The following is a 13,906-nucleotide window of genomic DNA, read 5'->3' on the forward strand; positions in this document are numbered from 1 at the left end:
TCTTAGAAAAACTCGTGTTGGGAAAGGCGGCTTCCAAAGAAAGCCGCCCTGTTATATTAATAGTGGCACTTCGAGCATTCCAGCCCTCCGATGTCAGCCACTTTCATGTCTTTCACGCCTTCTTTTTTGTGAATCTCAACCAGTTTGTCATAGTACTGGTTGTCTTTTGCATTCACACTGGTTTTCCGGTGACAATCGATACACCAGCCCATCGTCAGCGTAGAGCGTTGCTCGATCACTTCCATCTTCTCCACTTCACCGTGGCACTGCTGACATTGCAGACCGCCCACGTTGACGTGTTGAGAGTGATTGAAGTAGGCCAGATCTGGCAAGTTGTGCACGCGAATCCACTCGATAGGTTGATCTTTCTCGATAGCCCGGTAAATTTTCTGAATTTCAGGGGAAGAAGTTTTTACGGCGTTGTGGCAGTTCATACAAATATTCGGGGAAGGAATATTCGCCTGCTTTCCTTTGTTAACGCCGGTATGGCAGTAGTTACAGTCGATCTTGTACTCACCTGCGTGCAACTTGTGCGAAAACGCGATGGGTTGCTTAGGAGCATAGCCCTGGTGGATACCAATCCCGTACATACCATCGATGCTTACTTTACCCGCTAAAAGGACGAATAAAAGCAGAGCTCCCGTACGGAAAGCGGGGCTGTTACCCAGTTTACCGGTGCTTTCTTTCAGACGAGCGAAGAAAGGAATCTTCTGAGCTTCGGGTGAAGAAGGATCTACGGTAGCCAGACGACTCAATACGGTCAGAATACCGAAGAGAGCAATCAGCATCAGAATCATGACGACCAGCAGAGCCACCAACACCACGCCAAAGAAGCCGGATGACTGCTCGCCACCACCACTTTGGGCTACTTGTTGCTGACCACCCTGATCAGGTCCCGCAGCTTTGTCACCACCACCTTTGTTCGATTGTTCTACGTAAGCCAGAATGCTCTTGATATCGTCATCGGAAAGACTTCCGAACGCCGTCATCATGATGGGCTTGTACTGATCGTAAAGCTTCGTTGCTTGTTCATCACCACTGGCCACCATTCCAGCGGGATTCTTGATCCATTTAATCAACCAGGCTTCATCATGCCGTTCGTTGACACCTTTTAAACCAGGGCCGATTAGCTTATCTGCTCCCACACTGTGACAGGAGGCACAGTTGTTAGTGAAGAGCTGTTCGCCTTTTGCGGGATCCTGTGCAAAGCCGGACGTGCTACTCCACATCGTCAGGATGATAGCCGTTGCGGTCCCGAAGAAGTAGCTAAGTGCTCGTTTGATCATAATACTTTTCAACTTTTATTTTCAGTACGGGATGCCCGTATAGACCCATTCCGGGCTCACAAAACTACAATCGGATCGTTGTTCTTCAAACTCAAGAATTTTCCCGAACGTCAAAACAAGGAGAAAAATATTTATTTAAATTCTTTCTAAATAATCTCAAAAACCTTTCTGTCGCTTTCCACTCTTTCTGCTCATCTTATCGCCCACTTCTGTTCGACCTCAAAAAAATCATTCTAGCTTTAGTACTGATATTCAAAGGATTGTAGCCTTTTAATCAACCATTTTCTAGTTTATAGTCAACTTATTCCCCGAATAAAACAAATACTCCCGGCTTTCGACCGGGAGTATTTACCATACCGTTTAAGAAATTAAGACTTGCAAGCCGGGCAGGTACCCTGTACCAGAAGATTGATTTCCTGACGTTTATATCCTTCGGGTAAATCCAAAGCTGGAATACGAACTTCATCCAGACAGGTCGTTTGTCCACAACCCAGGCACTTGAAGTGTACGTGGTCATGATGATGCTCATGATCTTCTGCCTGACAGTCGGAGCGACACATGGCGTACTTGACGGTACCTTCATCATCGAGTACTTTGTGAATGATTCCCTTATCCAGAAATGTCTTCAGGGTTCGGTAAATGGTTACCCGATCAAAGCGTTCCTGCAATTCGTTTTCCAGACCTCCGTGCGAGAGGGCGAAATTCTTATTATAAAACAAATCCAGTACTTCTTCCCGAGCCTCCGTATGGCGAAGGCCATGCTGTTTGAGCGTAATCGGCACGAGTCTATTCATACGAATGTATTAATAAGGTTCCAATGACCGGGTTTCCAGTCCGAAACGTTAGTTCGAATTTACGGCATTTTCAAACTGCAACTTCACGAGTCCGCTGTATAAACCTTCTTCCATCAGCGATAATTCCTCGTGCGTTCCTTGTTCAATGATTTCTCCCTGCTGGAGTACATAAATCTGATCGACGTTGCGAATGGTAGCCAATCGGTGGGCAATGATGATCGTCGTGCGGTTTTCCATCAATCGATCCAACGCATCCTGCACGAGTTTTTCTGATTCAGCATCGAGGGAAGAAGTGGCTTCATCCAGAATCAGAATAGCCGGATCTTTTAAAATGGCCCGGGCAATGGCGATGCGTTGCCGCTGTCCACCCGAAAGCTTCACGCCCCGCTCCCCAACGAGCGTATTAAATCCTTCGGGGAATGAAGTAATGAAGTCATACGCATTGGCCTTGCGAGCCGCATCCACAATTTCCTGATCCGTAGCTCCGGGACGACCGTATTCGATGTTTTCCCGAATGGTTCCGCCAAACAGCATTACCTCCTGCGGCACTACCGCCATGTGGCTCCGGTATCCTGGAATGGAATACTGCTGAATGGGCTGGCCATCCACCAGGATCTGACCACTCTGTGGCGTATAATACCGCATCAATAATTGTACAATCGTCGATTTACCAGCTCCGGAATACCCTACCAAAGCAATTTTTTCGCCACGGTGTACTTGTAAATTGATCTTCTTGAGTACCTGAATATCGGGGCGGGACGGATAATTGAACTCCACATTGCGGAATTCAATGGTACCTTCCAAATCTACTTTCGTCAGGGCTCCCGTCTGTTCGGTTTCTACTTCCGATTTCTCTTCGAGAATTTCCAGAATCCGTTCCGAAGCTCCAATGGTTTTCTGTACCTGGGCGTACATATCACCTAGTCCACCCACCGATCCACCAATAAAAGCGGTATATAATACAAAGCCGAAGAGATCGGCCATAATCATCTCACCGTTGAGTACCAGTGTTGCTCCGTACCACACGACTCCGATAATTCCACCAAACAGCGTAAAAATCAGAAAGGAGACAAAACCACCGCGGTACATGGATGCCTTCAGAGCAATCGCTACGCCCCGATCCAGAGCCGTCGTGTATCGTTTTACTTCCAGGGGTTCGTTTGTAAAGGCTTTTACGATATTAATGGATTGTAACGTTTCCTCGACCACCACATTCGCCGCCGCCAGTTGATCCTGGGCCTGCTTGGACATTTTACGAATGAACTTGCCAAAAACCATCGCCGCGACAATTAGAATGGGGAACGTCGCCAGCATAAATAAGGTAAGCTTCCAGGAAATCGTAACAATAATAAAGATACCGATCACCAGCGTAGCTACGCCCCGTAGCAATTCGGCCAGTGTAATGGTTAGTACATCCTGCAACTGTGAAACATCGGAAGTCATGCGGCTCATCAACTCCCCTACCCGACGCTGTTCGAAGAAACGAATGGGTAAGGTAACCACCTTCGAGTACAGATTCTTGCGTACATCGGCCATTGATCGCTCACTGACGCGGGTAAAGAAATAGATACGAGCAAACGAAAAAATCGCCTGTCCTACCAGTACCGCAAACAAAGCCAACAATACCTGATTGAGCGTAAACTGCGATTTCTTCTCCAGTACTGCTACAATCTCCCGAATCATCAGCGGGAAAGCCATCATCGTCAATTGCGAGAGGGCCAGGAAAATCAATCCAATAATGAACAGGCCCTTGTACGGCTTGACAAAACGGAATACGTGTAATGTTTTATTTAAACCCGCCCGGTTTACTTTTTTCTTGTCTTCAGCAGCGGGCTCTTCGCCAAAGGAACTTTGCCGTTTAGCCATAAGGAGTAGTGATGCAAAACGCTAGGAGTGATCTAAGCCCTCTCAGCGATCTATAGAGTATGTGTAAATGAGACGGTAGTAATCGTTCTTAGCGGTTGGTCGCAAAGCGGAGCATGTTTTCCAATACTGCTACGGGAGCTTTCCCCGTACGCTGTTCCCAGGCAGCCCAGTCGGCCATGAGTGGACGCCGGCCCTGCACCTGAGCAAAAAGCCGTTCAATCAAATCTTTGACGTTTTCACTCGGCATCCAGTAGTCTTTCTCGGCATTGTCGGAAGGGTTCAGTCCAAAACCAGGATGTTCGGATAAATACCAACCCAATTCTGAGTACAGTTTTCGAACCAGCGATTCATCGTAACCCCGATTCACCAGGTCCTGTATAAAAGAAGCCTCATCGAGTGACGGGCGTTCGGCCGTTAACTTTTTCAGGCGACCTTCCCGCAGGGACTCTCCCTGCGAAAGCGTAACGATAAAGAAGACAATACCGCCCAGTCCTAATAATACAACAAAAGCAAAAACAAACAGTATAACCATACATGTGGCTACTCATCCTTTCTGATGGAATAAATAGCTTTATTGGATAAGGTAAAAAAAAAATTTATTGTTCCGTCTGGCCCCGGTATTTCGAAGCTTCCAGTATTTGCCGGGCGTTTGTATTCGTCATGAATTCCTTCAGAGAAACGTCCGGGTTGTTATCCTGATAATAGCGAACGATTTTCCAGCCCAGCCAACGCCCAATACTGCCCGGGCAACGCGGCCCAATCTCCGGCGTTTGCGGGCGATCACCCAGGTAGCGGATTTTCTTATTCGGGTTGGTCTCGTATAAAAGTTTTTCGTCGATAAAATGTCCCCATACTAAATCCTGAGCTATTTCAGTTTCTGCGAGTTGCTTCCCAGTGTACCCAATCAGCAAACTATCGGGCGTCTGGGGAAGCATCGTTTGAGCAAACAAGTATCCTTTTCCGTAGTTAATCATTTCTGCAAGCAGCGTACGATCCTTCGGATCACTCTTTACGTAAGGTTCTGAAGCGATGAACAACATTTGCGGGACCAGGGCCTGGGGCGTGTATCGCCAGAGCTGGTAGGCGTATACGTCAGGCCGATACTTAGCTTTAGAACCCATGAAGTAATCAATGCCAATGACCAGTACGCTGTCACTGACCATCAGATCGGGGCCCATGAAACCAGTAAAAACCAGTTGCACGCGTGGCGTTCGGAACTTGGGATCGTAGGCCTTCATGTTCCGAAAAGCGGTACGCAGATCGGCCTGTAGGGGCTGGAAGTTTTGAAAACTTTCCTGAGCCTGTTTATAAAATTCCCGTAGGCTTGGTTCGTTTACTCTCCGGTGCAGTTCGGTAACGAGCTGATTGCGATCCTGGAACTCATTTTTCGGGAAATAGTTGTTTACAAAACCGGGATGCGTATCCAGCCAGTGCTTGACCTCTTCCTTAGAAGAGCAGGCAAAAAGTGAAGAATCCAGCCGTTCGATCGCTAAATGAATCTGGATGGTATCGGCTCCGGGCAGCGTTTTTAGCGTATGCTGACCTGACTCTGTAGACGACTCACACGCGGCAAAAGTACCCAAGATTCCAGCCAAGAAGCTGATAATCAAAATTTTTCTCATGAAAAAGACCTTCAAAAAATCGAGCAAAATTACGCAAAAAAATCTCCTGTTGGGGCTTTTATTCACTCTTTCCTTTACAGCCACCGCTCAGTACCGCCCGGTTCGGGAAAAGTATCGCGAAGATCGGGGCCTGGTTCGGTATCGTCCCACGGGCGTACAAATGGGTTTTAAAGTTTCCCCTTTCATTAGTGGTCACCGCATTGAAAGTGCTGGTGAATACAGCTCCTTTGATAATAACGGAGCGGGCGTTCGGCTCAGTCTAGGACCCATCGCCGATTTCTTTTTTACCGATAAATACGCCTTTAGTACGGGCTTGTGGTATACAGTGAAGCGGGTGAATGTACGTAATTCGGCGACGTTCTTAAGTAATCTGACCCCACCAGGATCGGCGACAACCTCTCAGTTTAACCTTCAGTATTTGCAGCTTCCGGTTACGTTCAAGTTACTGACCAATGAAGTAGCCGACCGCCTCCGCCTCTTTGTACAGTTTGGTGGCGTAGCGGATCTGAAGCTGTCTGAGAAGCCCATCAATCGTCCCTTAAATGCGTTGTTTCTTTATAATGACTCGAAAGATCGAAGCCGGTCTTTTGGTTTTGGAGACGTGAATTTGCTGCTGGCTGGCGGAGGCGAATATGCGTTAAGTGGCAGTGATGCTCTGGTATTTGGACTAAGCTACCAACGCGGACTAGTCAACATTTACCGGGATCGTGACTTATCGATTAAGAGCAACTGCTTTTTTCTGGATTTAGCGTATAAGTTCTAAGGACTAGCGAAAGGTCCGTATCACGCTTTTCGATTAGTCCGAAGAGGTCTTCCCTGAAGATGACTGATCATTAAACTTCCAGCCGAAACCCTACGCCGTGTACACTTACCAGGCGTAGGGTTTTATCTTGACTGAGGTATTTACGTAAGCGGCTCACGAAAACGTCCAGACTGCGACCCAGGAAGTAATCACTCTTGCCCCAGAGCCGAACTAGAATTTCATCCCGGGGAATAATTTCATTGGCTCGCCCAGCCAGCATCTTTAGCAAATCCGTTTCACGGGCGGTCAGATGAATGGAGAAGTCGCCGCAGGAAAGGCGTCGGTTTCGGGTATCGAGCTGATAGGCTCCAAAATGCAGCAGGTAGCTTTCGGGTGTTCGCACTTCCATCCGCCGCAGAATAGCCTCCATTCGTAAGACCAGCTCTTCCATACTGAAAGGCTTGGTCAGATAATCATCACCGCCCAGTTTAAACCCACGAATGCGATCTTCTTTCAATGAACGGGCCGTCAGGAAAATAATGGGAACCTGACTACCACTGGATCGGATCTGCTCGGCCAATGTAAAACCATCCATTTCAGGAAGCATAACATCCAGCAGGCAAACGTCGTACGTACCTGCTATAAAGGCTTGCAGGCCCGCTTTTCCATCCGTTTGCAGGTCTACTGCGTAGCCTTCCTGGACCAGATTGTCCTGTACTACAAAGCCCAATGTTTCATCATCTTCTACCAGTAATACCCGTACCATTCGTTGCTACGATTGAGTCCCTATCCCATGAGTGGATAGATTAAAGTAAAGCGACTTCCCTGCCCGGCTTCACTGTCTACCCGTACCTTTCCGCCCATGGCTTCCGTCATGGTTTTTACGTAATACAAACCCAGGCCGAAGCCTTTGACGTTGTGTACATTACCGGTAGGCACGCGAAAGAACTTATCGAACAGGCGAGTCTGGTATTCTTTGGGAACGCCAATCCCCTGGTCTTCGATTTCGATATACAGGTGTTGCTTTTCGTTGCGAGTACGAATCAGCAATGCTGGAGCCTGAGCCGAGTACTTGATCGCGTTGTCGAGCAAATTATGCAGGGTATTGGTAAAATGAAGCACATCCACTTGAATTTGCGTTTGCGTTGCTTCCAGAGCCAGGCTAATCGTTCCCTCTTCCGTCTGAACACGCGGTTCTAATCGCTCCAGTAGTTCGTGTAACGTAGCGTGTACTTCTACCTTTTCCAAATGCAGGGTTTGTTGCTGACTTTGAGCCGTTTGCAATACCGTATCCACCTGTTGCTTCAGTCGCAGTGCTTCCTTTCGAATAATGCCCGCGTAACTGGCCAGCCGCTCGCTGGTCTGGTTGGGCCGGGACAATACATCGGTTGAAATCAGGATCGTTGAAAGGGGCGTTTTGAATTCGTGCGTCAGGTTATTGACAAAGTCAGTTTGTAATTCCGACAGCCGCTTCTGTTTGAAAATGACGTATAAAGCGTAACTGAAAAAGAGAATAACCAGTAGAATGGCGATGGATGAAATCGTCCAGAGTTTCAACTCATCCAGTACATATCCCCGCTTTTCGGGAAAGTAAACACCGAAGTAGTAATTCTGACCAGACACCTTAGGAAAGGAAAATTGAGCCGCTTTCGTAGCGTCGCAATTGGGCGTATGGCACACAAATCCGCCGTACTGAATCTGGCTTTGCTCGCAGTCGTAGATACCGTATTCAAAGTTGGCTTTCAGATCATGCCGGGAAAACTCCTGCCGCAGAAACACCTCCAGAGCCGAAGGATCCATCTGATCGTTGATCTGTACGGTGTAATAATTGGCCGTTACCCGTTCCACCGGACGAATCGGTAGAGCATTCGGTCGATTGTTATAGTCGATCATCCGGCGACACACCACGCGTAAAGCTGTCGTCACCCGCTGGTCAAAGTCACGGTCTTCCAACTGATACGCTTTCCGAAACCAGTAAAACTGCACCAGAGCTAGTCCGAGCAGTAATAGCACGGATAAGAGGGTGAATATGCGAAGCGTACGACTAGACATAGGACAAAAGTAACACGGAATCCGTCAGGCTTTTGAACCTTAACATTTCATTAACTTCTTCAGTACCGGATCCTTGCGTACAGATTCAACCGAATTCTTTCCGCAAAAATTACACCCTACTGTTTCCCCCGCCTTCGATTCTGCGACTAATCGATGAGTTCAACCTTCAATCCTTAATTTCCCTTTTATCATGAAAAAACTGCATTACACCGTAATCGCTGCCCTACTCGGTCTGACGTTAAGCTGTAAAAAAGACGAGGACGCCAACAAGGGTTTCTCCGAAAATATCCAGAATCTGGTTTCAAAGGAAATGATCGATGAGCTTCGAAGCCGGGGTCTGAATTTGAATGAGGGTACGAATCCACCCGTCATTGAAGGAATGTATCTTTCATCGCCGCATGAATTGGTAAGTCCTTACGGGGAAGAGGATGCCTACGAAGCCGGGTACGAATTCGACGATTTGAAAATACGGTTTTCGAATCAGGACCAGCAAAATCTGAGCGTAAAAGTAGACCTGAAAGGCAGTACGAATGGCTCGGGGCAAGGGGCTTTTCTGGCGGGTTCTGCAAACAAATTTACGCTCTTTTCTGAAATCGTTAGTCACTCAGAAGACGGCGACGAAGATCCGTATACGGCTACCCAAATCCGGATTTTTTCGGGCGAATTAACGGACAAAGGTATTAAAAATCTACAAACTGCCCTGATCATGAAAGCCAAAACGGACCCTAATGATGTGCTTATTCCGGTGGGTTCAGGGCGTATCATTAAAGATGGTAATGGACTAGCGGAGAAAGCCAATGGCTTCCGGATGGCTGCTCCGGAATTTCCCACGCACTTGAAAGGAACGACTGATATTCAGAAATAAACCATTTGTACGAACGACCTGCTGTGATGAGAAGTCTTCACAAAAAATTAAAAATGAGTTTTTTGGAAATCTAAAAAAACGGCAATCTTTGTGCCCGCAATGCAAAAAATCGCTCAAGCATACCGTTACGCAATGACCCAACGTCAAAGTCTGGCCCCAGATTTTGGACGGAAGGATCGTAATGGTTCCGGGCGAATGAGCTAGCAACTCAACGGATGACTTAGGCCTAAGTATCCCTATATAGCCCGGAACTGCGTGTTCCGGGCTTTTTTGTTTTCCACCAATCCTTACAACCATGGAAACCCTATTAACCCAGGCCGATTTGCAAGCCCTGGGGATTATACCGGAAGAGCTGCAAAAGCAGTTTCTTCGCGTCAGCAACGGCTTGATTTCAAACGGCGTTTATTCCAGAGATAAAGTCTTGACCTTGCTGGCTCAACTGCTGGAGAATCCAAAGAAGTTTGCGTTTTCCCGCAATAAACTGACCAATCTGGGCGTGGCCGTTAAGAAGCTGGCGGATGCAGGTACGGCGATTCCACTTACGGAATACGCTCAGGGCCTGCTTGCCGCTGAAGCAGCCCGTACGCCTGTATACGAACTGCCCGCTTTACCGGGACAAACCACGCGGGAGTTTGTCCTACGGGATGAGCCTCTGCCCTATCACATTTACGGAGCCAGTCAAATCGAGCAGGGTGCCCTCAACCAAATGCAAACGGCCATGCAACTGCCGATTGCTCAGGCGGGAGCCTTGATGCCCGATGCTCACCAAGGTTACGGTTTGCCCATCGGCGGCGTACTGGCTACGACGGCGAATACCGTGATTCCGTACGCGGTCGGGGTAGATATTGCCTGCCGGATGTGTCTAAGTGTATTCGATTTACCGGCTACGATGATTGACAGCGAGCCTAAAACACTGAAAACCTTACTGGGAGATCACACCCATTTTGGTATCGGCTCAGAATCGCGAAAAAAGTTTGACGATACCCTGTTTGAACGTCCGGAGTGGACTGCGACCAAACCTATTCGTGAATTGCGCGATAAAGCATACCGCCAGTTGGGTACCTCGGGTACGGGCAATCACTTCGTGGAATGGGGTGAACTGGAAGTATTGTCTGACGACCTTTTACCGACGGGTCGGTATCTGGCCCTACTTTCGCACTCGGGTTCGCGGGGATTTGGGGGCAACATTGCCAACTATTATTCAAAATTGGCGATGCAGAAAACCAAACTCCCCAAAGAAGCCCAACATCTGGCCTGGCTGGATTTGGACTCCGAGGAAGGACAGGAATACTGGATTGCCATGAATTTAGCGGGCGATTACGCTTCGGCGAATCACCACGAGATTCATAATAAGATTGCCAGGGCTTTGGATCAGTCGCCAGTAGTTAGGGTGGAAAATCACCACAACTTCGCCTGGAAGGAAAAACTGGCCGATGGTCGGGAGGTCATTGTCCACCGTAAGGGAGCTACGCCCGCGGGTCTAAACGACCTGGGTATTATTCCGGGCTCGATGACACAACCGGGCTATGTAGTACGAGGCAAGGGATTCGCGGAATCGCTAAATTCGGCTTCGCACGGGGCCGGACGACTCATGTCCCGTACGAAAGCATTCCAGACTATTCAGAAAAAAGACGTGCAGAAAGCCCTGGAAATGGCGGGCGTTACGCTTTTGGGCGGCGACCTTGACGAGGCTCCGATGGCCTACAAAAACCTGGAACAGGTCATGGCCGCTCAGTCGGAGTTAGTAGAAGTACTGGCGAAGTTTTCCCCGAAAATCGTCCGGATGGCCAATGGCCGCGAGAAGGCGGAGGATTAGTTGAAGTAGGTTTGAGGATTGAAAGGATTTGAAGATTCAATCTTTTCAAGCTCCTCTCTAAGACAATAACCACAGCATACCCGGTCAAAAACGCAGGGTATGCTGTGGTTAAGAATCAATTGTAATAGTAAGCTACTTTCAACGAAGCACTACTTCTTCGCCGTCGAGAATGAATACGGAGCATCCGCATCCGCCGTACCACGTTTCTGGTTTGGCTTAGTTGACATCTGGAAGTTCAGCGTAGCCCCTTTCATGAGTTCATCGTGGCTGAGCCAGTTTTTGCTATACGCTTTTCCGTTCAGGTTCAAGGACTGAATGTAACGGGTTTCATCCGTGTTATTGGGAGCCGTAATCAGGACTTTCTTGCCATTTTCCAACTGAATCGTTGCTTTCTTGAACAGCGGCGTTCCTACCACGTACTGATCCGTACCGGGACATACCGGATAAAAACCCAGCGAAGAGAATACGTACCAGGCCGAAGTCTGACCGTTATCTTCATCGCCGCAGTAGCCGTCGGGCGTGGGTTTGTACATGCGTTCCATTACTTCGCGGAGCCAGTACTGCGCTTTCCAGGGTTCGCCCGCGTAGTTATACAGGTAAATCATGTGCTGAATGGGCTGGTTGCCGTGAGCGTAGTTACCCATATTCATGATTTGCATTTCGCGAATTTCGTGGATCACCTGTCCGTAATACGAATCGTCGAAAATCGGCGGTACCACGAAAACGGAATCCAGCATGTTGACGAACGCTTTCTTACCGCCCATCAGATCGGCCAAACCTTGTACGTCGTGGAAGACGGACCAGGTATAGTGCCAGCTATTGCCTTCCGTAAAGGCATCACCCCATTTGAAGGGATTAAACGGCGACTGGAATTTACCGTCCTTGTTTTTACCCCGCATCAGTTTGGTTTCAGGATCGAAGAGGTTCCGGTAGTTCTGACTGCGTTTGGCAAACAGATCAATTTCCGTTTGCGGACGTTTCAGGGCTTTTGCCAACTGATAGATGGTAAAGTCGTCGTAGGCATACTCGAGCGTACGGGCCGCGTTTTCGTTGATTTTTACGTCGTAAGGAACGTAGCCTAATTCGTTGTAGTACTTCACACCCTTCCGGCCTACCGAGCTGAGCGGGCCTTCATTTTGGGTATTTTTCAAAATACCTTCGTAAAGGGTATTAATGTCGAAACCACGGGCTCCTTTTAGATAAGCATCGGCAATGAGTGAAGCGGAATTCGAACCAATCATACAGTCCCGGTGACCGGGACTAGCCCACTCGGGCAAAAAGCCGCTTTCTTTGTAGGCGTTGGCCAGACCTTCCATGATGTGACCGTTCATCGTCGGGTACATCAGATTAAAGAAGGGAAACTGGGCTCGGAAGGTATCCCAGAAACCATTGTCCGTGAACATATAACCGGGCAATACCTGACCGTTGTAGGGACTGTAGTGCATGACTTTACCCGACGCGTCGAGTTCGTAGAACTTGCGGGGGAACAACATTGAACGGTACAGACAGGAATAGAACGTCCGCGTTTGATCCACGGATCCGCCTTCTACGGTTAGTCGGCTCATTTCCTGATTCCAGATTTTGCGGGCTTTTTCTTTCACCGTCGCAAAATCATCCTTACCGATTTCTTTCAGGTTCAACTCCGCCTGTTCGGGACTGATGAACGAAGAAGCCACGCGGGCGTACACTTTTTCACCTTTTTTGGTCAAGAAGCCTACTACTGCACCAACGTGGTTATCCTTTACTTCGAGCTGATTATTGACTACGTTCTTACCACTCCAAACAGCCGTATTGGCAAAGGGGCGGTCGAATTGAATAACGAAGTAGTTTTTGAAGTTGGCGGGTACACCACCGCTGTTCTTCGTCGTATAACCGATGATCTTGTTTTCACCGGGAATGATTTTCACGTAAGATCCTTTGTCGAGGGCGTCAATGACTACGCGGGATTCTTCGCTTTGGGGGAACGTAAACTGTAAAGCGGCGGCCCGTTCGGTGGGAGCGATTTCAGTCGTTACGTCGTGGTCGGCCAGGTATACTTTGTAGTAGTAAGGTTTGGCTACTTCTGACTTATGCGAGAACCAGCTCGCCCGCTCGTCCTGATCGAAACGCAGCTTACCCGTCGTAGGCATGATGGCAAACTGACCATAATCATTAATCCAGGGACTGGGCTGGTGCGTTTGCTTGAAACCGCGAATTTTATCCGAATCGTAGGTATAGGCCCAGCCATCGCCCATTTTGCCGGTTTGTGGCATCCAGAAGTTCATACCCCAGGGCAAAGCAATGGCGGGATACGTATTTCCGGTGGACAGGCTGTATTTAGACTGGGTGCCCATGAGCGTATTCACCCACTCTACGGGTTCGGCTACCTTGGTCACTTCCTGGGCCGTTGCCGTAAGCATCGACAAACCCATCAGACCAAGCAGACAAGAGCGTATCATTAATGAAATGTTTAAAAGGTTATCGTTATCAAGAAAAGTAGCAAGTTGGCGGTTTCAACTCAGTTTTTCATAGAAGAAAGCGGAAAAGGATCATAATCAGCGTTAAAGCTCCTATAGAACGAACAAACCCTATTAAAAATGGAGTTTTACCAAAAATGAATGGAGAACTACACCTACTAAAAGCAATGAGGCTGGCGTCTCTACGTAGCTCCTTACTTCGCTACCTGATCCAATCATGGTATGAGCACTTTTGATGACCAGGTGCGCTTTTGAAAGCCGTTTTCTAGGCAATGGCTAAAAGCTTTGTATGTATTGAAAAAAATATAAAGGCGTGATCATTTGATAATCAGACCTTTATTAAATTATTATTAGTCTACTAAATAAATAGATTAAGTATACTATTGACTTTATCCGATTCTTGCTTT

Annotated in this window: 11 protein-coding genes; 3 read left to right on the top strand and 8 right to left on the bottom strand. The window is 48.1% G+C overall.

Translation table 11 applies throughout. From position 1 onward, the window contains the following. Positions 1 to 56 precede the first annotated feature (56 nt). The 5 genes from C5O19_RS23115 to C5O19_RS23135 all read right to left on the bottom strand — a co-directional run bounded on the left by C5O19_RS23115 (position 57) and on the right by C5O19_RS23135 (position 5,568). Complete coding sequence (locus C5O19_RS23115) at positions 57 to 1,286, bottom strand: cytochrome c3 family protein (protein WP_104715754.1); 1,230 nt, start codon at positions 1,284 to 1,286, stop codon at positions 57 to 59. A gap of 368 nt (positions 1,287 to 1,654) precedes the next feature. Continuing rightward, entirely contained in the window at positions 1,655 to 2,080 is a 426-nt protein-coding gene (locus tag C5O19_RS23120) for a Fur family transcriptional regulator (protein WP_104715755.1), read from the bottom strand. A 48-nt stretch (positions 2,081 to 2,128) separates the two neighbouring features. Further along, the gene (locus C5O19_RS23125) at positions 2,129 to 3,946 is read right to left on the bottom strand and encodes an ABC transporter ATP-binding protein (protein WP_104715756.1); all 1,818 of its coding nucleotides are present in this window, start codon (positions 3,944 to 3,946) and stop codon (positions 2,129 to 2,131) included. 88 nt (positions 3,947 to 4,034) lie between these two features. Further along, complete coding sequence (locus tag C5O19_RS23130; RefSeq protein ID WP_104715757.1) at positions 4,035 to 4,478, bottom strand: hypothetical protein; 444 nt, start codon at positions 4,476 to 4,478, stop codon at positions 4,035 to 4,037. Between the two features lie 64 nt (positions 4,479 to 4,542). Continuing rightward, positions 4,543 to 5,568, bottom strand: a complete 1,026-nt coding sequence (locus C5O19_RS23135) for a gliding motility protein GldB-related protein (RefSeq protein WP_104715758.1) — start codon at positions 5,566 to 5,568, stop codon at positions 4,543 to 4,545. Here C5O19_RS23135 and C5O19_RS23140 point away from each other — a divergent pair. Continuing rightward, positions 5,567 to 6,331, top strand: coding sequence for a porin family protein (locus tag C5O19_RS23140; protein ID WP_104715759.1), 765 nt, complete (start codon positions 5,567 to 5,569; stop codon positions 6,329 to 6,331). The genes C5O19_RS23135 and C5O19_RS23140 overlap by 2 nt on opposite strands. 70 nt (positions 6,332 to 6,401) lie before the next feature. On the opposite strand, the gene C5O19_RS23145 is transcribed toward C5O19_RS23140, so the two are convergent. Together C5O19_RS23145 and C5O19_RS23150 are read right to left on the bottom strand one after the other, a co-directional pair. After that, complete coding sequence (locus C5O19_RS23145) at positions 6,402 to 7,076, bottom strand: response regulator transcription factor (protein WP_104715760.1); 675 nt, start codon at positions 7,074 to 7,076, stop codon at positions 6,402 to 6,404. Between the two features lie 20 nt (positions 7,077 to 7,096). Beyond that, positions 7,097 to 8,362 carry a sensor histidine kinase gene (locus C5O19_RS23150; protein ID WP_104715761.1) on the bottom strand — a complete coding sequence of 422 codons (1,266 nt, stop codon included), beginning with the start codon at positions 8,360 to 8,362 and terminating at the stop codon, positions 7,097 to 7,099. Positions 8,363 to 8,552: 190 nt separating this feature from the next. On the opposite strand from C5O19_RS23150, the gene C5O19_RS23155 reads away from it, so the two are divergent. Further along, positions 8,553 to 9,227, top strand: coding sequence for a hypothetical protein (locus C5O19_RS23155; RefSeq protein WP_104715762.1), 675 nt, complete (start codon positions 8,553 to 8,555; stop codon positions 9,225 to 9,227). A gap of 295 nt (positions 9,228 to 9,522) precedes the next feature. Beyond that, a complete protein-coding gene (locus C5O19_RS23160; RefSeq protein ID WP_104715763.1) occupies positions 9,523 to 11,043 on the top strand; it encodes an RtcB family protein in 1,521 nt (506 codons plus the stop codon). 149 nt (positions 11,044 to 11,192) lie between these two features. Here C5O19_RS23160 and C5O19_RS23165 read toward each other — a convergent pair whose 3' ends face one another. Next, a complete protein-coding gene (locus C5O19_RS23165) occupies positions 11,193 to 13,454 on the bottom strand; it encodes a GH92 family glycosyl hydrolase (RefSeq protein WP_394341803.1) in 2,262 nt (753 codons plus the stop codon). Positions 13,455 to 13,906 lie beyond the last annotated feature (452 nt).

The sequence above is a fragment of the Siphonobacter curvatus genome, assembly GCF_002943425.1.
Classification (GTDB): Bacteria; Bacteroidota; Bacteroidia; order Cytophagales; family Spirosomataceae; genus Siphonobacter; species Siphonobacter curvatus.